The 20485-nt window shown below is 64.4% G+C and carries 16 protein-coding genes; 4 read left to right on the plus strand and 12 right to left on the minus strand.

Translation table 11 applies throughout. The features are described from left to right. Positions 1 to 5: 5 nt before the first annotated feature. The 4 genes from ACGFZQ_RS00890 to ACGFZQ_RS00905 form a co-directional block, all read right to left on the minus strand. On the minus strand, positions 6 to 551 hold the full coding sequence (locus ACGFZQ_RS00890) for a hypothetical protein (RefSeq protein WP_393838573.1): 546 nt from the start codon (positions 549 to 551) through the stop codon (positions 6 to 8). Beyond that, entirely contained in the window at positions 548 to 2272 is a 1725-nt protein-coding gene (locus ACGFZQ_RS00895) for a hypothetical protein (protein ID WP_393838574.1), read from the minus strand. Before ACGFZQ_RS00895 ends, ACGFZQ_RS00890 begins: the two co-directional genes overlap by 4 nt. Positions 2273 to 2452: 180 nt before the next feature. Next, on the minus strand, positions 2453 to 2671 hold the full coding sequence (locus tag ACGFZQ_RS00900) for a DUF397 domain-containing protein (protein ID WP_393838575.1): 219 nt from the start codon (positions 2669 to 2671) through the stop codon (positions 2453 to 2455). After that, positions 2671 to 3516 carry a helix-turn-helix domain-containing protein gene (locus ACGFZQ_RS00905; RefSeq protein ID WP_393838576.1) on the minus strand — a complete coding sequence of 282 codons (846 nt, stop codon included), beginning with the start codon at positions 3514 to 3516 and terminating at the stop codon, positions 2671 to 2673. The genes ACGFZQ_RS00900 and ACGFZQ_RS00905 overlap by 1 nt, the downstream gene beginning before the upstream one ends. A gap of 221 nt (positions 3517 to 3737) precedes the next feature. On the opposite strand from ACGFZQ_RS00905, the gene ACGFZQ_RS00910 reads away from it, so the two are divergent. Continuing rightward, positions 3738 to 4385, plus strand: a complete 648-nt coding sequence (locus ACGFZQ_RS00910; protein WP_393838577.1) for an ATP-binding protein — start codon at positions 3738 to 3740, stop codon at positions 4383 to 4385. Here ACGFZQ_RS00910 and ACGFZQ_RS00915 read toward each other — a convergent pair. Beyond that, entirely contained in the window at positions 4372 to 7455 is a 3084-nt protein-coding gene (locus ACGFZQ_RS00915; RefSeq protein WP_393839218.1) for a DUF3427 domain-containing protein, read from the minus strand. The genes ACGFZQ_RS00910 and ACGFZQ_RS00915 overlap by 14 nt on opposite strands. A gap of 177 nt (positions 7456 to 7632) precedes the next feature. On the opposite strand from ACGFZQ_RS00915, the gene ACGFZQ_RS00920 reads away from it, so the two are divergent. Beyond that, positions 7633 to 8685, plus strand: coding sequence for a YDG/SRA domain-containing protein (locus tag ACGFZQ_RS00920; protein WP_393838578.1), 1053 nt, complete (start codon positions 7633 to 7635; stop codon positions 8683 to 8685). Between the two features lie 97 nt (positions 8686 to 8782). Here the strand turns inward: ACGFZQ_RS00920 and ACGFZQ_RS00925 are convergent, their stop codons facing one another. The 3 genes from ACGFZQ_RS00925 to ACGFZQ_RS00935 form a co-directional block, all read right to left on the minus strand. Then, positions 8783 to 9016: a hypothetical protein gene (locus ACGFZQ_RS00925; protein WP_393838579.1), complete on the minus strand. Its 234-nt coding sequence runs from the start codon at positions 9014 to 9016 to the stop codon at positions 8783 to 8785. Positions 9017 to 9328: 312 nt separating this feature from the next. Beyond that, positions 9329 to 10351: a DUF262 domain-containing protein gene (locus tag ACGFZQ_RS00930; RefSeq protein ID WP_393838580.1), complete on the minus strand. Its 1023-nt coding sequence runs from the start codon at positions 10349 to 10351 to the stop codon at positions 9329 to 9331. A gap of 1380 nt (positions 10352 to 11731) precedes the next feature. Beyond that, positions 11732 to 12742 carry a hypothetical protein gene (locus ACGFZQ_RS00935; RefSeq protein ID WP_393838581.1) on the minus strand — a complete coding sequence of 337 codons (1011 nt, stop codon included), beginning with the start codon at positions 12740 to 12742 and terminating at the stop codon, positions 11732 to 11734. Positions 12743 to 12819: 77 nt separating this feature from the next. On the opposite strand from ACGFZQ_RS00935, the gene ACGFZQ_RS00940 reads away from it, so the two are divergent. Continuing rightward, on the plus strand, positions 12820 to 13110 hold the full coding sequence (locus ACGFZQ_RS00940; protein WP_393838582.1) for a DUF1905 domain-containing protein: 291 nt from the start codon (positions 12820 to 12822) through the stop codon (positions 13108 to 13110). A gap of 52 nt (positions 13111 to 13162) precedes the next feature. On the opposite strand, the gene ACGFZQ_RS00945 is transcribed toward ACGFZQ_RS00940, so the two are convergent. Beyond that, positions 13163 to 14635: a beta-1,6-galactanase gene (locus ACGFZQ_RS00945; RefSeq protein WP_393838583.1), complete on the minus strand. Its 1473-nt coding sequence runs from the start codon at positions 14633 to 14635 to the stop codon at positions 13163 to 13165. 311 nt (positions 14636 to 14946) lie between these two features. Here ACGFZQ_RS00945 and ACGFZQ_RS00950 point away from each other — a divergent pair, with 311 nt between their 5' ends. Continuing rightward, on the plus strand, positions 14947 to 15735 hold the full coding sequence (locus ACGFZQ_RS00950; protein WP_393838584.1) for a class E sortase: 789 nt from the start codon (positions 14947 to 14949) through the stop codon (positions 15733 to 15735). Between the two features lie 603 nt (positions 15736 to 16338). Here ACGFZQ_RS00950 and ACGFZQ_RS00955 read toward each other — a convergent pair. Genes ACGFZQ_RS00955 through ACGFZQ_RS00965 form a run of 3 tightly spaced genes read right to left on the minus strand, consistent with a single transcriptional unit; the run spans position 16339 to position 19909 of the window. Continuing rightward, entirely contained in the window at positions 16339 to 17046 is a 708-nt protein-coding gene (locus ACGFZQ_RS00955) for a hypothetical protein (protein ID WP_393838585.1), read from the minus strand. Positions 17047 to 17101: 55 nt separating this feature from the next. Next, positions 17102 to 17548, minus strand: a complete 447-nt coding sequence (locus tag ACGFZQ_RS00960) for a hypothetical protein (protein WP_393838586.1) — start codon at positions 17546 to 17548, stop codon at positions 17102 to 17104. Between the two features lie 48 nt (positions 17549 to 17596). Further along, positions 17597 to 19909 carry a glycoside hydrolase domain-containing protein gene (locus ACGFZQ_RS00965; protein ID WP_393838587.1) on the minus strand — a complete coding sequence of 771 codons (2313 nt, stop codon included), beginning with the start codon at positions 19907 to 19909 and terminating at the stop codon, positions 17597 to 17599. Positions 19910 to 20485: the final 576 nt, after the last annotated feature.

Below are 20485 nucleotides of genomic sequence, written 5' to 3' on the forward strand. Positions count from 1 at the left end.
CACGCTCACATGTAGATGGAGGGGTCGGCGTCGCCGAAGGGGCCGTCCAGGTCCATGTCGTAGCCCGTGAGGGGCGTGGTTGCGCCGACCGTATGGATGATGTCCAGCGCCAGCCCGGCCCGCTGGTGGTCGGTCCAGTCGCCGTTGTCCAGCACTTCGACCATATCCGGGATAGGGGCGGACGACTGGTCACCGTTGAGGATGAGACGGTGGATCCTGGGCGCAGGCCGTTCGGACGCACAGAGCAGGAGGCTGGTGGCCGACAGCCGGTGGTGCCATTCGTCGAACGCCCGGTCAACAGAGGCGGGCCGGGCAGCGGCACTGGAAACGACAGGCAGGTTGTGCAGGATCACGCGATCGACGGTGAGGCCTGCCCCGCGACGCAACTGGGCGTTCATGACGGCCTGATCGATCTCGTTACGGAGGCCGACGAGGCCCGGCTGGAGCCACAGGAGACCGCACTGCACGAGGACGGTCGCTGTCACCTCGCTCGACTGGAGCGCGGCGATACGCTCGCGCCAGATGGCCATGTCTATGACCGGTTCAGTCATGCCCCCTCCCGGGTGTGCGCCCCGACCAGGGTCAGGACCTTGAGACCGACGACGATTGCCTCGATCGGCTCGTTCTCCTCGGCCGCACCAGGAAGGACGCGGGCAGCCAGACCGGCGGTGGCCTTAAGCCCGGCGGAGGGAAGCGCGGCGAGGAAGCCGCGCAGTTCTGTGTCTTCCTGACCGGGCGCGAGCGGAGCCAGTCGGCACGCGACGGCGAGGATCACCGCAGCGGGCCGCTGATGCGGCTCCACGTGCGGGGCGGGAACGCGGTACGTGCGACTGACCCGGCTGTGGTGTACCCGGTCGCTCACCGACCCTGCCGGGGCCGTCCGGGAGAGGAGTCCGAGCAGGGCCGTACGTGCCTGTTCGGCCGTGGCGAAGTAGCGGTGAGTGGCGAATGTCCGCAGGTAGGCGCCCAGCAGTTGATGGTCAGGGGTGAACTCGGGACGTACCAGCTCCGGCGGGTGAGCGACGCGGCAGTCCCGCAAGGTGGCCAGCGCGGTCACCGAGGCCAGCGCCCAGAAGTGGTCGTACTCCTCGACGCCGCCGAACACGGAACGAGTGGCGTCAGCCGCCGGGGTGGTCACGGCGTCATCGCCACCGAACAGCGACTGACGTAACTGGGTGAGGATGGACGCGCCGTCCCAGTAGTTCCCCATGAACTTCGTGCCGGTGAGGATCTCGTACACGCCGTACATGGCGCTGGCCTGGTGCGCACCGTGGAACTCGGCGAAGTCGGAGCTCCACAGCAGGACTTGGCGCGGCTCGCTGAGAAGGGTGCCGAGCTCTTCGTGATCAGTGGCGGACTTGGGGTCCGGGTCCACACAGCGCAGGATCTTCAGCCGGGCGTCGGTGCTCAGAGCGACCAGCTCACGCGCGGACCGATTCGACGCGACGCCTCGTACGGACATCAGCAGCGCGGCGTCGGCCAGCCATGCCAGATAGCGGCTGAGGGCGCCGAGTGGCGGGGCGGGCTCGGGCAGAGTCCGGCACAGCCGTACGACGGAATCGACTAAGGCGTGCGCACAAGACGTCGCCTGGATCGGATCGGCCTCGCTGACCAAGGCCGCGCGGGCGAGCCGGTGCAGGACGTCGACATGGAGGGCAATCGCGTTCTCGGCCGCCTCCACCGCGACCTCGGCCTCGACCAGTTGGTCCACGAGGTTCCGGACAGCGGTCGGATCGTTGCTGGTCACGGCCTGGCCGATGGCGCCGAGGTAGGCGTTGACGACCGGGCCGTTCTCGAAGTCATGGGCCGCCGAACCCATGTCCGGCCGGCCGAGCGCCTCGGCGAGCGTGCGGCACAGCAGCCGGTTACGACCGCCGACGCTGGCCAGACCGAAGAGCCGTATGAACGAGAAGATCCCGAAGATATTGGCCAGCAGGAACAGTAACGCGCCGTAGGTGGCGCTGATCCTGTTGTCACCCAGCAGGCCACAGGCCGTGAAGAGGGCGGCGGCCCAGCCGATGAGCACCCACTCCCGGAAGGCGATGTGGCTGTCTATAGCCCGCAGCGACGGCCAGGAGCTGGCCGCGGAGAAGGTGAGCGCGAAGATCACGGCCTCGCCGGTCAGCAGCGTGGCGAAGAAGGCGATGCTGAACTGGGTCGCAGCCACGACGTCATCGGCGCTGCGTGGATAGCCGACGGCGAGAAGCGCGAGTACGACAGCACACACGCACAGCACGACCTGCCGCCGCCTCTGCACCACAGCCCCGCTCATTCCCCCGCGCCTCAGCCGACGCGTCTAACTCTCGCAGGGAGCAAGGGGGTTGCCAACAGCGCACCAATGCTGGACGGCCGAGCCCTACGGCTGGAGGACGAGTCCCACCACCATGGAGGTGAGGCGGTAGGGGCCTCCAGCCGTGGTCGGATACCGGACCAAGCGGCCAGGGCCACTGACCTACTCTTCGGAACGTCTAGATTTGAGATCACCGTGTTGACGTAGCGCACCTATGAAGGCCCCCCAAGTACTGCCTTGAACAGCCAGGATGGGCCCGTGGACATGCTTGGAATCACGTATGAGCGTGGAACCGCAGTTATACGCGCACTCGACGCACTCAGTGCCACTTCCCCCACTGTAGGAGGACTTGAACCACGGCCGTGCCGAGAAAGCGGTCATCACAGCTCCCTGCTTATACGGTCGACAAGCTCCGCTGAGGACTCAAGATCGAGTGCTTGTGCGCTTAGGTATTCGAACGCCAACCTATAACGCTCCAACTCGGGCCGCTTCTCCATGAACAGGCCGCCACCGAGGAGATCCATGTAGATCACGTCCAGCTCGGGACTCGGACCTCGAAGGATGGAGAAGCTGCCAACGGCTGCCGAGTGCGCGCCCGTTGAGAACGGCAGCACTTGCACGGTGACGTGGGGTAGCTGTGATGTGGCGAGCAGATGTTGGAGTTGTTCTCGCATGACGCCGCTCCCACCGACCGTGCGGCGTAGGGCCGCCTCGTCGATCACGCACCAGATGTGCGGTGGCTCGTCTCGCTGGAGCAGTTCCTGCCTCTTCATGCGAATGTCGACCATATGTTGTACTTCCCGTTCCCCGCACTGCACCTCGGAGGCGCGGTGGACGGCCTCCGCGTAAGCCCGTGTCTGTAGGAGTCCAGGGATGTATACGGACGCGTAATGGTCTTCGCGTACGACCTCGTCCTCAAGGGTGAGCATCAGGTTCATGGACTCAGGGATGGGGTCTGCAAGCGACCTCCACCAGCCCTGAATCCTTGCTCCCTTCGCCAGTTCGACCAGAGCAAGCCGTTCCTCGTCAGACGCGCCGTACTCACGGCATAGTGCGTCAACCGCAGGCCACTTGACCGTGCCCTCCTTTGTTTCGTAACGACTGAGCGTCGCCTTCGAAATTCCGACGCGGGTGCCTGCTTCCTCAAGAGTTAGCCCCTTGAGTTCGCGAAGTCGCCGTAGGTCGGCGCCGAGTTGGCGCCGGCGTGTAGTGGGCCCGACTGGCATGTGATGACCCCTTCGTGTCGATCCATCAGATCGTCCTGGTCGCTCGGCTGTGACAGCAAGGCAGGGTGCGCCGGGGGCGTGCGATCACCGTGCGCGCTCCCACTGACATGAGATGAGAGTTCCATTTTGAGAGTTCCAATGCAACTCTGGGTGTGCATTCAATCGCGCACTGCAACTAGGTGCCTCGTGGGAGGAGTTGAGGTATGGAGTGCACTACGTGCATGCCGAGGAAGCCCTGGGACCTTCCGTTCCTGGCGGAGCCCCAGGAAGTAGCGGCTCTACGGCGCGTCCTACGCATCCATCTGGACGTGTGGGGGTTGCCCGGCATCGCCCCTGCTGCTCAGCTCTGTGTCAGCGAGCTCGTCTCGAACGTGATCACTCACGTTGGCTACGGAACCCCCACCACCCTGGCCGTTTCCATGAACGGCGGCCATCTGCGTCTCGAAGTCCACGACCCTGACGCACGAGCTCTGCCGACTCTGCTCCGTGCAGATCCGGAAAGTGAAGTCGGTCGGGGCATGGCACTCATCGATGCAACGGCCGACCGTTGGGGTGTCGTGCTTCACGCCGATCGGAAGGTGACGTGGTGCGAGCTGGACACGGGCTTGCCGTCTGCCTGTATTCACATGGCGCGCTCCCCAGTCACTGGAGTCGAAGAACTATTCAACAGCTACAGAGCGAGGAAGACGCCGCACGCCACGTGCTCGGAATCTGAACAGCTGGCTCTGACCGTGGCGGAGGAAGCCGTGATCGACATCATTGCTGACCTCCTCCGCTGGATGCATGCATGTGGCCGCAACGCGGATGACGTGCTCGACCGAGCCCAGACGCACTTTGAAGCCGAGACTGAGAACGTCACCCGCTGGTGATCGCCGCCGCATACGACCACACATCGGCGGGAAGCTCGTGCTGGAGATCCCAAGTGATCGCCATGGGCTTGCTGCCGGTGTGCTTCGCGTAGGTCGCCGGACCCAGAAACATCCAAGGCTCGGACTTGCCGATGCTGTTGCGCTTGTAGCGGCGAAGGAAGAGCAGAACATGGCTTCCCTGCTCCGCATGCTGTTGGTAGCGCAACCCGGTCGCGGAGTTCTCCGGGGTGGTGCTTTGGGACTCCCAATGGAACAGAGTAGGGCTGAGGGCGTAGTCCCGATATCGGATGGTGGGGGAGAAGTCCCGCTCATTCTTCTCCAGGGTGATGAGCAAGGCGTCCGTCTTGAGTTCTTCTACCCAGCGCACACCCTGGCCGAAATCCCTCGGCATCTGGCCGCCCAACTGGGCAATCCCCAGAGCCGAGAGGATCTCGGAGCGGTTGTAAGAGCTGTGGATCTTCAAGGGCACATGCGTGAGTGGGCCTTCCAGGGGGAGGGGGAAGTGGTCAGCCTCTTCGAAGGCGTACGAAAGGACCTGCTGGAGTTCGTCACGGAACATGCGCTGGCTGTGCAGTGACGCGAGACCCTCGCGGTAGCTAGCGAAACCGCCTGCGTTGTCCCAGAGGTTAAAGAAGAGCATGCGTGCATACCCCTGCTCTTTCGGGGGCAGCGCATCGTAGTCGGGGGCATCGTCTACGAGCAGTCGGAGATACGACTGGATGCGGTCCGGATCGTCGACGTGCAGAAAGGCGTGCACGCGCTTGAGGAGATCGGCCTCGCCCGAAGGTGTCTCCTCATGGACGAGGCCGGCCCTGCGCAGCACCTTGGTCCATGAATTGTCGCTCTTGTAGAGCTCTTGGATGTTGCGTCGGCTCTCGCGGAGGTAGTCCGCCAGCCGCGGTGTGCTGTAGTCCTTGGCCTCCTTGGCCAGTGTGGTGATGGTAGCTTTGAGTTGAGTGCGAATGTTGTCGAGGATTAGGTCTTTGGACTTGCCCTCCAGGATGATCTGGCAGCCGGACGGCAACTGGGGGAAGCCTTGCTCGATGCTGTCTACGAGGCGGTTGCGAGAGAGATTGGTCAAAGCCCGGAACTGCTCTTCGAAGCGGAACTCGGCTCGGTGCTGACCGATGAAGTCGAGCACGGTGAGGACGGGTTTGTTCGGTGTACGGCGCAGGCCGCGGCCTAGTTGCTGAAGGAAGATCGTCGCGCTGTTGGTGGGGCGAAGCAGGAGCAGCGTGTCGACGTCGGGGATGTCCAGCCCCTCGTTGAAGAGATCGACAGAGAAGATCACCTGGATACGACCTGCTTTCAGATCACCCAGTGTCTGCTCGCGCACCTCAGGCCTGGAGTCGCTATCGAGGGCTGCGGCTTGGAACCCTACTCCCCGGAAGCACTCCGCCATGAAGTGGGCATGGTCCTTGGACACGCAGAATCCGAGGGCCCGCATGGTGGCTGGAGAAGAGATCTTGTCCTTGACCTGCTTGATGACAATGCGTGCGCGGGCCTCGTCACCTGTGTAGAGGTGCCCGAGCTGATCGCGGTCGTAGGTGCCCGAGCGCCAGTCAAGACGGGTCAGATCCGTCCCGTCGGGGAGCCCGAAGTAGTGGAACGGACACAGTAGGTCGTTTTCCAACGCCTCCCACAGCCGGAGCTCGGCCGCAATCCGCCCTCCGAAGAACTCGTCCTGCACATTGCGACCGTCCATCCGCTCCGGAGTTGCGGTGAGCCCCAACAGCTGGGCCGGCTTGAAGCGCTCGATGATGCGTCGATACGTCTCGGCCGTAGCGTGATGGAACTCATCGATGACGATGACGTCGAAGTGTCCTGGGGCGAGCTGCTCCAGCCGCTGAAGGTTGAGCGATTGGACGCTGGCGAATACGTGCGTCCACTCGCGAGGCTCCTTGCCGTGGTGAAGCAGCTCCCCGAATGAGGCGTTGTCGAGTACTTCTCGGTACGTCCGTAGCGACTGCTTCAGGATCTCCTTTCGGTGGGCAACGAAGAGAAGACGGGGAAGCTCGCCGCGCTGCTGATCACGCATCCCTCGGTAGTCCAAGGCAGCCATGACAGTCTTGCCCGTGCCCGTAGCCGATACGAGGAGATTTCGGGTACGCCCGCGGATCTCCCGTTCGACGTGGAGGCGTTCCAGCATGTCCTTCTGGTGCGGGAGGGGGTGCACCTCAAGACCGGAGAGGCTGATCTTGAGGTCATCAGTTGTCGCGGTGCCGCCGGCCTGGGCGAGGGCATTGGCGAGACGCTCACCGTCGTGATCGGGGTCGTACGACTCGAATGCCGCGTCGGCCCAGTAGGCGTCGAAGGTCGTCTCGAATTTGTCGAGCACCCTGGGGGTGGTGACCGAGGACAGCCGTACGTTCCACTCCAAGCCGTCGAGCAAGGCAGCCTTGGACAGGTTGGAGCTGCCCACGTACGCGGTGTCGAAGCCGGTGTTCCGGCGGAACAGCCACGCCTTCGCGTGCAAACGGGTTGACCTGATCTCGTAGTTGACCTTCACTTCAGCGCCGAACTCGCGCACCAGTCGGTCCAAGGCATTGCGGTCTGTGGCACCGATGTAGGTGGTCGTGATGACTCGGATCGGAATGCGGCGTTCCTTCGCTGAGCGGAGGGAGTCCTCAAGGATCCTTATCCCGTACCACTTTACGAAGGCGCACAGCAGGTCGACGCGGTCGGCGGTGGCGAGCTCTGCCCGCAGCTCCGCTCCTAGACTCGGGTCATCGGGTGCGTTCGTGATGAGCGCGGTCTCTGACAGGGGGGTCAAGGGGCGGATGGCGTAGACGCCGGGAGCTTCCTGTTCCGCCAAGGCAAGGAGTTGGCGGGGACCATCGGCGATGGCCGTCATCGACTCGTCTACATCCGGATCCGGCACGCTGCTGATGAGCGACCGCATGATGTGGTTGGCCGCGGCGACCTGCTTGTCATGGGGTAGTTGACTCAGCCTGCGCCCAACGGCCTCGCCAATGAAGCGAGCCAGTACATGCGGAGACGACTCGGCGCTCACCTCCGTCTGGATCGGCTTCCAACCGGCAGCGTTCAGCTGATTGATCTGCGCCTGCATGCCTTCGGTGATGAGCTCCTCGTACACACCTGCGACAGGCTGTGACAGGTCCCCTGACTGACTCACGTCAGCCCCCCTCGTTCGCTCGCTTCGCTGCGCACAGTTCTAACAGGGGCCGCGTACAAGCGAAGGTGGAGTCCTAGGACGCCATCGGAACGATCCGATGGTGAAAGTGATGTGACACAAGCGATCGCCTTCGGTCAGTATGGTGCGATGGGACAGCAGGCCATCGGTCACATAGACGGCGTCATACCTGGTGAAGCCTTCGCCTCACGCGTGGATATGAAGCACGCCAATCTGCACAGTGACGTGAGACGGGGCATCTCGCGATTGAAGGACTCGGACGGCAGCTACATCGCTGACGCCATCGTGCTCAACGGAGGGTACGAAGACGACGACGATGACTGGACGACGGTCCGATACACAGGGGCGTCACCGGACGATGAAAAGGACGGCACCAAGCTCCTGAAGAGTCAGTCCTGGGAATATCGGGACAATGCGGCGCTGAAGCTGAGCTTTGACCGTGGGCATCCGGTTCGAATCTTCCGAGGACCCAAGGGTGACCGACGATACTCGCTACCCAACAGCTACCGGTACGACGGCCTGTACAAGATCACGGCCGCCCGTGACGCGACAGCAAAGTCGCTGGCTCCCGACGGTGCGCCGATCAAGATTTGTCAGTTTATTTTGGAACGCTTGTCTGACCCGGAGCAGGAACTCACCCCTGCTGAGCGCCAGATCGCTGAAGTGCTTGTGCAGCAGGAGGAACTGCTGGACATCGAGGCGGCGGTTGTCGATGGGGAGAGCAACGGACAGACCGCTGTCAAGGATGGGGAAGCAAAGCCTCCCGCTACACGGGTCACCCGCGTACAGCGCATTGTGCGTGACCCAGCCACCGTGCAGCGGATCAAGGTGCTATATGACCATGAATGTCAGATGTGCGGCCTACGCTTGGTTGGCCCCGATGGGAAGCCATACAGCGAGGGTGCTCACATCAAGCCTCTGGGTAAGCCGCACCACGGCCCCGACGTGGAGCGCAACATCCTCTGTCTGTGCCCTAACTGCCACGTTCGATTGGATATCGGGGCAGTGCTCATCGAAGAGGATTGGTCGATCGTCGCGCGCGCCGGCATGTTCGAAGAGAATCTGCGAGTGAAGCTCAAAATGCATAGGAAGCACAAAGTGCACATGCATTTTATCGAGTACCACCGGGATTGGTGGGGGCGTTAATAGTCGGATGCCCACTCTGCCCGGCTTTGCCAGCTGGGCGTGAGGAGGCGTGGTGCCTCGTAGCGTGGTAAGAATCGGGAGACCGTTCCAGCTGGGGCTACTCGATGGCGTTTGGGACGGGAGCTCGATTGACGCGGCGGTTAGCGTTCAAGGTGGAGGGAATCGCCAAGTGAGCAGCCTTGAGGCGGCCCTTGGCGTCGCCGGCGTGAGTATTCTTGGCGGCGAGCGATGGCCAGGATCTTGGCCTTGAAAGAAGTGGCTGGCCTTGGCGCTTGAGCTTCTGCACTAACTCTTTGAAGCTCAGCTCATCGGAATGCTTGGACACCACCATGGTGATTCCTCCGATAGCGACGGGCTGTCGGGTGTGCGGCCCCAAGCGTCCTCGGCGATGTTAAGTGATAGGTCCAGGGCTCGGGACCGTGCTCCATGACGATGCTGAGGATCCCTTTTATGCGTCACGCCGTTTGCTCTGCTACTGCCAAGCTTGACACTGGTGCTTTTCCGGGACGGTTTGTACACCAATCCTGAACTCGTTAGTCGCGCGGATTTTCGAGAGTCTCCTTGTTGGAGAGTTCGGAGTGGACCTCGCTGGTGATGGCCCGGACAGTCTCGCCATTTTCCTCCGGGATCGATGCCAACCCAGTCAGGATGAGCTGGTGGAAGAGAAGAATGGCTTGGCGATGTCGCGAATAACGCCCCCTCGTCTAATCCTGCGGGCTCGTTCGTTCGTTCCTGAGATGACATCAACGCGATACTGCTCGGCACTTTGGCCGAATTCCCTCGGGCTCGTACCTTCAGAGATTCCGTCTACCTCTGCATAGAAGGTAGCTAGCTTGCTGCCGAGAGCGGCAACGTCGGTGCAGTTCTCTGACCCCAGATCAGAGAGTTCCACCATGAGTGTGAAGAGGTCGTTCTTCTGCCACATGCGACTTGAACCGTCGACACTAAGGCTTTCGATCAGGTTGGATGTTAGTTCCAACCTCCCCTTGACTTCATCCCACTCCGGGAACTCATCATTGTACTGCTCAAGATATGTCTCATGTTCGACATCGCGGCTAAAATAGCCGGAGATCATGGTAATGATGAGAGTCAAGCACCATCTGATATCGTTCATTCGTCGAATATCGACGGCGTTGAAGACACGATGTGCATCAAAGAATTCCCACTCGCTCACCTTCTGTGCGGCACGTTTGAGGGCCCCGTCGAAACGGGCGTTGTTCACCTCCATTGCATTGAGGCCATAATTCGTAGAGTTCATCCGGGTGAAGACGTTGCGAACCTCTTGCTCCGTCAGTTCGCCGAGATCTCGAACGACGACATCATAGTTAAGAAAAGAAAGCTTCACGCTATCATCGAGACTTTCATAAGGGGCGAGAGAGCCCAGCTTCAAATCCCTCGAAGCGTTGAAGTATTGATATAGCGTCGTGAGTCGCTGCTGGCCGTCGACAACCTGCTGGTTTCCTCGGCCGGTAGTCAAGTCGACATCGCCGTCACACAAGAAGATCTCAGGAAACGGGAGCCCGTCAATAACTGTCCGAACGAACTCCTGCTTGTGCTTGTCGGTCCATACGAGTCGACGCTGAAACTCGGGCCTAAGAATCAGGCTTCCGTCGCTTATTGCTGTCAAGAGTTGGCGAATTTTTTTGTTCGTTGCAGTGGTTTTCATAGTCGGTTATTCTCCTGACATGCTGCTACCGCGCGACTCTGATAAGTCTCTAGAGATTCCATCTCATTCCAGATTGCGAAGGTAACTCGATAAGGGCCGGCAAGTCTGCTTCGTTGCAGTGACCTCCCGAGCTCCCATAGATTTTCCTGAATTGGGATAATGGGCGATCGGGGGATATCGGAAAGATGGAGAGACCCCCAGAAGTGGCGCAGTTTGAACATGTGCTCCTGATCAGGCCTCCATATCCCCTTTGCCGATTGAAATGATCGCACCTGCCGCCAGAGATTGCTGTAAATCTCCGGTGAAACCACTGCGATATCAACGTCCGAGGTGTCAGTGAAAGGGCGATATCGCGCTTTCGGCTTTATGCTGAATCCCAGCTTCGCCGATCCCACCGTGTAAACATCTCGATTGGGGTGAACGTCAAGGGCGCTCGCTACTGCCTCGCGTAGTGCAGCATGTGCTGTGCGGTCGATTGCCACACAAGGCCCGTGTGTTATGAACTCGCGAACCACGGCCAGGGGGTTATCGTGTCTCTTGAGTCCTTCCCGGAAATCGACTAGCGCGCGCCCGATCGAGATTTCGAGCTCGCTATCGTTTGCGGGGCTCAATAGGGGCCACCTCGTTCAATCGACCACGTCGGCAATCTTGCGCAACAGTAAAAGCCTTGTTTATAGGCATCATTCAGGTGTAGCCATCCCGCCTCACGCGGTTGACGTTACGGTAGAAGCTACATCTTAGGAGGCATTCGCGTGAAGCCTCCCATGCTGAGTGGCGCTCCAGTCGGGAGGTCGACTTGTGGGTTTGTTAGAAGCCGATGTCGGTTGACGGACGGTCACGCCAATTTAGCCGAGTTTATCCTAACTTGGGGTGTGTGTCTGTATTTGTATGGCATGCCGAATCTCGCCTGTGTTGAATGCGAGCAACCCATCGTTTGACCACCTGCGAAAGTCCCGAAGTGAGCGACACAACGCCTTCTGGCCGACGTTGTCCCCGTAGAGAAGCCTCCGTCGGAGCGTTCCGGTGGCGAGGGGTTGGCCGCGAGACACAATCCCTCCGAGAGTTCGTTTTCTAAACGATGTTGGGACGGTGTAGTTGGGCCGCCCGCTTCCAGGTCAGTCTCGTGCCTCCGCGCCCCGCCTCAAGGGCGCTCCCGCTCCGCTGCGCTGCGCGTCCGCGTCGGCTGCGCCGATGGCCCTTCGGGCCACCCTTGACCCGGGCCGCTCCAGCACGGGGTAGAAGCGAGCGGGCGGCCCGGGGAAAGTGGGCGGCTTGCCGGGGTGGGTCCTGGGTGGGTTGCGATCGCGGCCGGGGTTGGGGCGCGTCGGGTGGGTGGGGGCACGCCGGGATGGTTCGGCGGCGTGCGTGGTGGTGGGTGGGTTACGAGCCGTGGCACGCGTCGTACGGCTGTGTCTCGCCGCACCAGCACTCCGATGTTCGCTGCGGCGGCCAAACCACCGCCCGCCCCCGCGCCGCCAGCGTCGTCGCGTACTGCGGGAGCAGCGTCGTGTCGCCCGGCGATGAGCCCTCCGAGGCCGCGAAGGCCTCGTACGACGGGACCGTGCCCGTCACGATTCCCAGGTTAGGGGTGCCCGATGCCGACAGTTCGCGGAGTGAGGACTCTATGGTCGCGAGGTGCTCGGGGTGGGACGGGTACTCCGTCGACAGGTCCGGGTACGCCGACAGGAGTTCCGTCAGTTCGCCCGCCGGCCAGTGCAGGACCGCTACCGGGAAGGGGCGGGAGAGGGCCTCGCGGTAGGTGCCCAGTTCTGCTCGGAGGCGGGAGATTTCCGCTTCCAGTTCCGCAGGGTTGTCGGAGCCGAGGGACCACACGCGCTTGGGGTCGTGGAGTTCGTCCAGGGAGACCGAGGACGAGTGCAGGGTGTCGGCCTGGGCGTCCCAGTCGTCGTGGGGGAGGCCCAGCATGCGGCGGACCCGGTGGCGGCCGAAGAGAAGGGGGTGCGTGGCGTAGGGGGGTTCCGTCACGTCCGTGAGGAGGAGGGTGGCCGCCTCCGTGAACGTGTCGTGCGCCGCTTCCAGCTCGTCGTGGGATTCGAGGGATTCGGCCACGATCACCCAGGGGGCCGGGTCCCGGGGAGCCGTGGTGCGGATGCCGTCGATGATCGCGCGGGCCTCTGCCTCGTGGTCGTACTCCCACAGGTTCGAGGCTTTGAGGGCTCGGACCAGCGGCGCGTTCTCCAGGCTGTCCGGCGTGGACAGCAGGCGGTCGTAGAGCGCGGTCGCGGCGGGGCGGGCGTCGGACAGTTCCAGGTGGGCCGCGGCCTGGAGCAGCAGGGCCTCGGCGTCCTCGGGGTAGAGGCCGGCGGTCCGCTCCAGGCGTGCCGCTTCGGCGGAGTGGTCGACGTTCTCGGCAGGCGTGTCGGGGCGCATGAACGACACCGTACTGCCCGTCGGTGTCAAAGAAGAGATAGAGATGGGGGGCAGTCGGTTGCGAGGGGAGTCGTTCCGTGGAGTTCGCGTTCCGAGGGCGCGTCGTCGAGTGGCGGGGGCCCGCGCCGTACTACTTCGTTCCCGTACCGGAGGAGGAGTCCGGGGAGATTCGGGAGGTGGCCGCCATGGCCTCGTACGGGTGGGGCGTCATTCCCGTCCGGGCGGCGGTCGGCGGGGTGGCCTTCGAGACCTCCCTGTTTCCCCGGGACGGCGGGTATCTGCTGCCGCTCAAGAACGCCGTGCGCAAGCCGCAGGGGCTGGGGGCGGGGGATGAGGTGGGTGTGGAGATGCGGGTTCGGTTGCGGTAGTGGCGCCGGGGGAGGGGGAAAGTGGGCTGCCTGCCCCCGGCGCCGGGGGCTCCTAGATCGTCACCCCGTCGATCTGCAGCGTCTGTACCGCCTTCGCCGGGACCGACACCGCCACCGTCTTCCCTGAGACGTACGTGTCCGAGTAGGACTTGTACAGGTCGCCGCCCGTCGTCACCGTGTTCCAGCGCGGGACCAGGCCGCCGGAGCCGCCGGTCACCGTGGTGAAGCCGGAGAGGTTGAAGGTGAAGGTCTGGGCGGCGGTGGCGGTGTTGAGGGCGACTATCACCAGGCGCTTCGCCGACGAGTCGTAGGCGGCGACCGCGTTGCTCACGCCCGTGTCCAGGATCTTCATCCCGGGGCGGATGTGACGGCTGAACTGCGCCATCACGTAGTACTTGGTGGTGACGGCGCCCGCCGCCAGGGTGTTCGCGTCGTACGCGATCATCGCCCAGTTCGAGGACGGGTCCATGACCTGCCAGTAGACCCAGGCGGTGGGGTGCAGCCAGCGGAAGTCGTAGAGGAGGTTGAAGGCGAGGGTGTAGCCGGTGCCGTCGTTGTCGCCGGTCTCGGAGTTCCAGAGGGCCTTGCCGGCCGTCGTCACGACGTCCGTGTAGAGCAGGTCCCTACGGCCGCCCGAGCCCTGGTAGCCGTGGACGTTCACGCGGTCCACGTAGCCCTTCGTGGTGGAGGAGAAGGCACTCCAGGTGGTGCGGGCCAGGTCGTAGCTGGTCTCGTCCGAGGCCGAGATCTTGGTGCTTGTCAGGCCTCGGGTGTTCAACTCGCTGCGCAGGTAGGGGAGTACGGCCGACTGGACGGTGGCGTCCATGTGGCAGCCCTCCTGGGTGCCGGTCGCCGTCCACCAGGAGGACGAGGGCTCGTTGAAGGCCTCGACCGTCGCGAAGTTCACGCCCCAGTTGTTCTTGGCGTAGAGGGCGACGGCGGCCAGGTGGGAGGCGTGCTGGCGGTAGTTCCAGGACTGGAGGTTGTTGCCGCCGCCGGACGCGCCGGACGGGTTGTGGTTGAGGCACATCCACCACATGGGGGAGTTGGCGAAGAGCTCGGCCGTCGCGCCGCGGTTCACCGCCTTCACGAGCATCGCGCGCTGGGTGGCGTCCGCGGTCCAGTCCCAGGCCGAGGAGGTGGGGTCCTCGTTGTTCCAGTCCTGCCAGTAGCCCTCGATCTGCTTGTACGCGGGGATGTTGGCCGAGGCCACCATGCTCTCGCCGTTCACGGTGTTCCAGCTGCACCCGCCCAGGTTGTAGCGGGCGATGTTCAGGCCGAGGCCGGGGAGCGAAGTGCTGTTGTACGTCGTCGACTTGGTGGTGAAGAAGATGTCGGCGAAGTCGTCGCGGGTGCCGAAGACGTTGCCCCACCAGGCCAGCGAGGTGCCCCAGCCCTCCCAGGTGCCGTACGACGTCGACGGGCTGACGGCGATGGTGGCGTCGGCGCGTGCCGTGCCGGTGGCCAGGGCGCTGCCCAGGAGGCCGCCTCCCGCGGCGGCCAGGAGTGTTCTGCGTCGGATCATGGCTGCTTCTCAACCTCTCCGTTGCGGCTCAAGCACCGGTTCCCGGACCGGCGTTGACTCGTCCCCCCGCATGCCACACGAAGCATCGGGTGTGGCGTGTGAGGTTGTCGAGGGTTGCGACAGCGGTTTCTAAAACCCGTGTAGGAAGTGATTGTGGGGAGGGGCGCGGGGAAGGGGCGCGGCGGGGGGTCGTGGTGAGGGGTCGTGGAGAGGGGAGGGGCGGGAATCCCTACGGCTCTGGTGACTTGGCGGTGTTCGCCTTATCGTGCGGCACCGGCCGGCGTGCGGCACCGGCCGGGTCGGCGGGAGGTGTGTGCGCGGTGCGAGTGGTGGGGCACGGCGACCGGCGGTGGCGGGCCCGGCGCCGGCGGGTCCTGTGGAGCGGGGGTGAACTCCTCGTCACCGTGGGTGTGGTGCTGATGCTCCTCGTCGTGCACCAACTGTGGTGGACCAACCGGGAGGCCAGGCAGGGGGCCGAGCGGAAGGTGGAGGCGCTGGAGCGGGAGTGGGGCGACTCCGGCGGGTCCGGGGACTCGAGCGGTGAGGCGAAGAGCGGTTCCGGTGCCACCGGCTCCGCCCCGTCCGCGCCGTCCGCCCGTTCCGGCGCCGGGCGGCAGCAGACGTCGTACACCACCCGGGTCGTCGCCTCCCAGGCCTACGCGATCCTCGTCATTCCCCGGCTCGGCCTCCGTGTCCCGGTCGCGGAGGGCGTCAGCAAGCCGAACGTGCTCAACCACGGGTACGTCGGTCACTACCCCGGCACCCAACAGCCGGGCCAGGCGGGCAACTTCGCACTCGCCGGGCACCGGAACACCCACGGGGAGCCGTTCCGGTATCTTCCCCGGCTCCGGCGCGAGGACACCGTCGAGGTCGAGACCAGGTCGGCGACCTACACGTACACCGTGGACCAGATCCTGCCGCAGACCTCCTCCCGTGACTCCGGGGTCATCCGGGCCGTACCGCGGTCGATCGTGAAGCCGTCGTACGGGTACAAGGAGCCCGGCTACTACATCACCCTCACCACCTGCACGCCCGAGTTCACCTCGCGGTACCGGATGGTGGTGTGGGGGAAGCTGGTGTCGATGCGGCCGCGGGCGTAGCCGCCGTGTCCGGGACTTCGATGACTTCGGTCCTGGCGCCGTCCTGTTGCCGGTGCGCCCGTGCCGGTTTTCGCCGGTCTTTGGGCTCGCCCATACCTCCAGCGTAACCGCTCTCCACAGCCTCTTGGGTTGGCATGTGCACAGAGTGAAGTTCGGGGGTGGGCGGCATGGATGACCGCGCCGTCGGCGGCCTGCCAAGCTGCACGGTGACAAGGGCTATGACTAGCTTTCTCGGGCATGGGCGCGCATAAGGACGTGGCCGCATCTCGTGCAGGGGACATCTCTCCTACCTGGCGCGGTACTACGTCATCACGACGCCGGACCGGGCCACCCTCCTGCTGCTGTTCCCTGCCGACTCCGCGGACGCGGCTTTCGCTTCCCTCCAGCGTGCATGTTCAGACGCACCATAGGAAACAACCTCTTGGCGCACCCGCAGCCGCACCCGCAGCCGCACCCGCAGCCGCACCCGCAGCCGCATCCGCAGCCGCATCCCGGCACTTCCCCGCTGACACCGCTTTCGCTGCCAAGGACGCTCATGCCCCACACCACTCCTCCCCGCCCCCTGGACATCGAGGCCGTCTTCCGACGGGCGGGGCAGTTCCGTCAGGCTGCCTGGCGGCGTTCCAGCGCGCGGGCGGCCTTGCGCCTGGCCGAGACGAAGGGGTCGATGGCTCCGGCGCCGGCGCCCGGGGTGACTGCCCAGGTGTCGATCTTCGCGGCGACCTTCCGGAGTAGTGCGTTGCCGGGCTTGACGTCTATCTGGAAGTGGCTCTCCTTGACCACCCCGCGTTCGTCGCCTCCCCAGCGGACCGCGCCCTCGCAGTCGGCGAGGATGTCCCGCAGGACGATCAGTTCGTTGGGGAAGAAGCCGCCCTTGACGCCGGCCGGGTAGAGCAGGGGACGGATGGCGAGGGCAGTGCCGGAGAGGTAGTTGCTCTCGAAGGCCGCACCGACCTTCCGGTGGGTCGAGTGCCCGGTCACATCACCGCTCGACAAGGGGTGGATCTCGTAGTGGAAGCGCCGGGCCACGTGCAGCAGGAGGGCCGCGGAGGCGCCCTCCCGCAGGGCCACCGAGACGTCGCTGCCCTCGATCCGAAGGGTCTTGATCCCGGATCCGGCGGAGGGGGCCACCTTCCAGCCGTTCTGCGAGGTGGAGCGGTCCCAGGTACCGGAGTCCGTCGCCGCCTGCGCCGTACCGGCGGCGGTGCCGGTGATCCAGAGTGCGCCGGCCAGGCCGACGCCGGTGGCCAGGACCGCGCGGCGGGTCGGCCGGGTACCGCTCGGTCCTGCTTCGGTCGTGTCTTCACGCATCGTCGGGCACTCTCCGTTTTCAGGTCCGTTGCCAGGTGCGTTCTCGGGTGCGTTTTCAGGTCCGCCGACGGGTCCGCCGTCGGGTGGACATCCAGGTGCGCAGGGCGCTGTGGATCGCAGCGACTCCCCCCAACACCGTCGCCACCAAGCAGACGATCAGTACGGGGGACACCCACGGGGGGACGAGTTCGAAGGACGGGTGCTGCCGGAAGACACAGCGGGCCGACGGGGGGAAGACGCGGATGGCGACCCGTACGAAGTCGGTGTCGGCGCCGAGCGCCCCGCACTGGTCGCCGGGATCGGGCACGCCGCTGAACGCGAGCGCGGCCCGGGCGGCGGCGACCAGACTGCCGCACATGCCCAGCAGGCAGGTCCAGATCCCCAGCGCGGTGTGGTCGCGGGTGAGCCAATGCCGGGCCCTGCCCGTCGCCCCTCGCCATGCCGGCCCGGGAGAGGCCGGACGGGGAACGGGACTGCCGGGGTGGCGCGGTGTCTGTGTCATGTCGTTCCAGGTTCCGGCAGGTGCGGTCCGAGGGTCAGGCCGGCTGGGTCAGGCGTTCTCCTGGCCCACGATCGCGACCAGGGTGTCCACGTAGCCCTGCACGAACGGGTCGAGCAGGTCGTCGGGGAGCATGGCGGGCTGGAGGGTATCCACCCCCGCCATCTTCACGATGGCGGCGATCCGCAGGTCGGCCATGATCCCAGGGTTGGTGAGCATGTCCAGGGCGGTGTCGTAGACGGTGCTGCCGTTGCCGCCGTAGCGGGCGTCGAAGAAGCGCCGGAACCTGCTGAGGGCGCCCCCGCCCTGGAGCATGTTCTTGACGGCGTCCACGACAGTGGTCCCGCTGCCGTCGCTGAGCTGCATGCCGATGAGATAGCCGTCCGCGTCCTCGATCAGGTCGTCCATCATGAAGGTCGACGTCGTGTTGATCTTCGCCAGGCGGTCCATGCAGTAGGTGTAGCCCGACGCGGTGGTGTCGGAGTCCCGCCGCCACTCCCCGTAGAAGGTGCTCAGGTCGCCGCCCCAGCCGGCGAAGTCGCCGAGGTTGGTGGTGGAGCCGGAGCCCTGGCCCCGTACGGCGACGCCGTTCGCGGTGGCGGCGAAGTGGTTCACGTTGATGGAGATGCCGGCCACCGGGTCCGTGTAGGTGGGCACCCGCGCCGGGCCGTTGGCGTCGGCGTAAGCGATCCAGTCGTCGTCAGGGTCGGAGATGATCTGCGTCCAGCCGGAGGTCACCCCCGCGTACGTCGGGTACCGCATGTACTCCAGAACCCGGATGTTCGGGTCTCCCTGACCCCAGGCGACGGCCGTCTCGTAGAGGTCGGAGACGTATTGCAGGTAGGTGTCGAGCGGGCTGTCGGGCGAGTTGACCTTGTTGACCCCGCTGTCGGCGCCCGCGCGGTGCACGTCCTTGTCGATGCCGATCGCGCCCGTGCCGGATCCGACGGAGAGCGTCTGGATCTGGTTGAAGGCCCAGTTCGCCGGCAGCGGGTAGCCCAGGTTCCCGGAGTATCCCCAGGACATTCCGGAGACGAACGAGTGCGCCGCGTATGCCTCGTCGGTCACCCGGGAGCAGACGTTGCGGGAGCCGTAGACCCCGTATATGTAACGCTTTCCCTGCGATGCCAGACCGCTGGACACCCCGAGGAAGTAGTCGATGACATGGTTGGAGATATCGTCGTCGGTGGCGTCGAAGTCGACGGAGAAATAGATGACGGTGCCGGGGTCGAATCCGTAGCCGACGGCCGCCGTATGGGCCCCCAGCGCGTCGGTGTATCCCTGCGGGTAGGTGAAGTAGCCGGCCGAGCCGCCGTTGTACTGCGAGATCGGGAAAACCCGCATTCCGTTCTGGAATATGGTGTCCAGTTCGCCGGGTTGTATCCGCTTGTTCAGGTATTTGTCCGAGGGTCTCTCGTCGAGATAGCGCCCGACGATGCTGTATCCGGCGGCCTTCAGTGCCTGGGCGCGGTCGTCGGTGATCGTGGTGATGCAGTCGCAGGCGGTTCCCGGACGGTCGGCGTCGCCCATGGAGACGAGGAGTTGGCACCAGGTCTCGTAGTCGGCGGTTCCGTTCTGGTCGAGACCGGAGAACTTCTGGAAGCTGCGGACGTCGTCTGCCAGGCCGGAGCCGAAGGTGCTGGTGAAATCGGAGCTGGCGCCGTTGCACACCATGGCCGCGGAGAACAGCTGGACGAACACCCCCGTCGAGCCGTTCGCCAGGGGTGTGGCCCGCAGTCCGGCCTGGGTGGTCGGGCCGAAGTTGCCGGTGGCCGAGTCGGTGGGGACGCCCAGCTCGTACTGGATGGCCTGCATGAGCGCGGTCTGGACGCCCCGCGAGAAGTGGCCGTCGCAGGGGATCAGGTAGAAGTTGTCGCGGCTCGCGAAGTACCTGCCGTTCAGCCACTGCTGGATACTGCGGACGGTGCTCGATCCGCCCGCCAGGAGCACGTAGGCGTCCATGGTGAGGATCGCCTTGAGCACCTTCGGCTGTACGGACCCGTCCCCGCCCAGGCCGGCGTCCGACTTGAGGCTGAGGACGCCCTCGGTGGTGAGCGTGCCGTAGACCCCGTCTCCGTCACCACCCCAGTAGCCCTTGCAGAACAGGCCGTACTGGACGATGTCGACCAGGTTCTTGTTGGTCTCGGACGGCCCGATGTCGCCGTGCAGGGCCAGGTCGGCCAGAGTGGTGGGCCCGAAGTTGGCGGACAGTGTCGTGATGCCCAGCTCGTGCTGTAGCCCCATGGTCAGGGAGTACATGGTGGACCAGCCGGTGTTGCCGTCTTCCGGGCAGGCGACGTAGCCGGACAGGCTGCCGTAGGTCGCGTTCACCCATTGCTGCGCTTCGAGGACCTTCTGGTCCATGGAGCCCCTTCTTTCACGCGGGTACGACGGGCCCGCCGGGCCGGCCCGGCCGCGCGGCAGCGGCAGGAGGGCAGGCCGACGGGGCCCCGGGAAAAGGAAAAGCGGCAGGGCGTGGCGGAGCAGAACACGGAAAGGCCCAGGAGAGCGACGTCATTGACCGATATGCCCAGGTCGACATGGCGGAAGAGGAGGAGAAGGGCTACGTACTGACAGGCCGGACTGCGGAGAGATTTTACCGATGGATCGGCAATCTTTTACTTACTCAAGACGCTATTTCGGACGGACGGTTCGCCCTTTGATTCTGTGAATTCTCTGTGGTGTTTCTGAATCTTCCGTGTACGCAACATCATCTTATTGGTTCGAGAAGGCTGTCAAGGGCTTCGACGGGAGGTGGTTGCGGTTCCGATCGGGCTTCTACTCTCCGGCGGCGGGTGAATAGGAAAAGTCGTAGATGTGCGTTTTCGCGCCTTTATGGATATCGCTGCGAACGGGTGGAAAGGCGTGCGCCTCCCGGGCCGGCCGGAGGTCCGTCGGCGGTCCGTTTCTGTGGCCCATGAACAGCGCGTCAGTCTTCAC

It is taken from the genome of Streptomyces sp. NPDC048254 (genome assembly GCF_043201895.1).
GTDB lineage: Bacteria > Actinomycetota > Actinomycetes > Streptomycetales > Streptomycetaceae > Streptomyces.

Excerpts from the sequence above, each read along its gene's own strand:
- ACGFZQ_RS00890 (WP_393838573.1), bottom strand. The coding sequence starts at position 551 with ATGACTGAACCGGTCATAGACATGGCCATCTGGCGCGAGCGTATCGCC.
- ACGFZQ_RS00895 (WP_393838574.1), bottom strand. The coding sequence starts at position 2,272 with ATGAGCGGGGCTGTGGTGCAGAGGCGGCGGCAGGTCGTGCTGTGCGTG.
- ACGFZQ_RS00900 (WP_393838575.1), bottom strand. The coding sequence starts at position 2,671 with ATGACCGCTTTCTCGGCACGGCCGTGGTTCAAGTCCTCCTACAGTGGG.
- ACGFZQ_RS00905 (WP_393838576.1), bottom strand. The coding sequence starts at position 3,516 with ATGCCAGTCGGGCCCACTACACGCCGGCGCCAACTCGGCGCCGACCTA.
- ACGFZQ_RS00910 (WP_393838577.1), top strand. The coding sequence starts at position 3,738 with ATGCCGAGGAAGCCCTGGGACCTTCCGTTCCTGGCGGAGCCCCAGGAA.
- ACGFZQ_RS00915 (WP_393839218.1), bottom strand. The coding sequence starts at position 7,455 with ATGCAGGCGCAGATCAATCAGCTGAACGCTGCCGGTTGGAAGCCGATC.
- ACGFZQ_RS00925 (WP_393838579.1), bottom strand. The coding sequence starts at position 9,016 with ATGGTGGTGTCCAAGCATTCCGATGAGCTGAGCTTCAAAGAGTTAGTG.
- ACGFZQ_RS00930 (WP_393838580.1), bottom strand. The coding sequence starts at position 10,351 with ATGAAAACCACTGCAACGAACAAAAAAATTCGCCAACTCTTGACAGCA.
- ACGFZQ_RS00935 (WP_393838581.1), bottom strand. The coding sequence starts at position 12,742 with ATGCGCCCCGACACGCCTGCCGAGAACGTCGACCACTCCGCCGAAGCG.
- ACGFZQ_RS00945 (WP_393838583.1), bottom strand. The coding sequence starts at position 14,635 with ATGATCCGACGCAGAACACTCCTGGCCGCCGCGGGAGGCGGCCTCCTG.
- ACGFZQ_RS00955 (WP_393838585.1), bottom strand. The coding sequence starts at position 17,046 with ATGCGTGAAGACACGACCGAAGCAGGACCGAGCGGTACCCGGCCGACC.
- ACGFZQ_RS00960 (WP_393838586.1), bottom strand. The coding sequence starts at position 17,548 with ATGACACAGACACCGCGCCACCCCGGCAGTCCCGTTCCCCGTCCGGCC.
- ACGFZQ_RS00965 (WP_393838587.1), bottom strand. The coding sequence starts at position 19,909 with ATGGACCAGAAGGTCCTCGAAGCGCAGCAATGGGTGAACGCGACCTAC.